This window comes from Acinetobacter tandoii (assembly GCF_008867985.1).
GTDB classification, from domain to species: Bacteria; Pseudomonadota; Gammaproteobacteria; order Pseudomonadales; family Moraxellaceae; genus Acinetobacter; species Acinetobacter tandoii.
Genome location: NZ_VXLD01000032.1, coordinates 1 through 849 on the forward strand (window position 1 = coordinate 1; position 849 = coordinate 849).

General features: G+C 43.3%; 1 protein-coding gene. It reads left to right on the forward strand.

Going from position 1 to position 849, the window contains the following annotated elements; genetic code table 11:
* Positions 1-85 precede the first annotated feature (85 nt).
* Positions 86-849: phage late control D family protein (locus F4W09_RS16980; protein ID WP_215899330.1), on the forward strand; the 764-nt coding region annotated here is incomplete at its 3' end.

The window sequence follows — 849 nt, forward strand, 5'->3', positions numbered from 1 at the left end:
TAGCGCTGGTCAAAAACGCTAAATTTTTATACTATACGGCAAACTTTATAATTACGACATTCACTTTATATTTATTAAAAACATTATGTTGAATCATATTTATGCTGCTTTAGAACAGCTGGGATTCACTACACAAAAACGTGTATTGCATATCCAGTTTGCCAATGCGTTGCTGAATCAGCAGGTCTATTTACAGCGAATAGACGGGACGCATGGCTTAAATCAAGGCTTAACCGCCAGTTTAATTTGCTTGTCGACACATGCATTTATTCCACTAAAACAGTTTATTGGCTGTCAGGTTGCTATAGACCAAGTGACTGACACAGGTCAATTGAGCCGTATCACAGGGATCATCACCCAAGCTCAAGCTGGAGCAAGCGATGGTGCACTGACCTTATATCGCCTCACACTTGAAGACCCGACCACATTATGGAAACAACGCCGTAACAGTCGTGTGTTTATGAATAAAAATGTGGTGGATGTGGTCAATATTCTGTTCCAAGAGTGGCAACAAAAAAGTCCGCTATTTGCGGCAAGCCTGAGCCTTGATTTAGCAGGGTTGAGCCGAGAGTACGACATTCGACCTTTCATCATGCAAAGCAATGAAAGTGATTATGACTTTCTGACACGTCTCCTCAGAAGTGAAGGGATGAGTTGGTTGATTGATGAAGCACAAACCCTGCTTGCCCAAATTCACCAACCGATTCAAGCACAAAAGCTACGCTTAATTGACGATAACCAGCACTACCAAGCCCTGCCACGACGTTTTATCCGCTTTCATCAGAGTAGTGCCGTTCAAGCCGCAGATAGCATTATCGATTGGCAGGCACAACGCCAGTTACAGCCCAC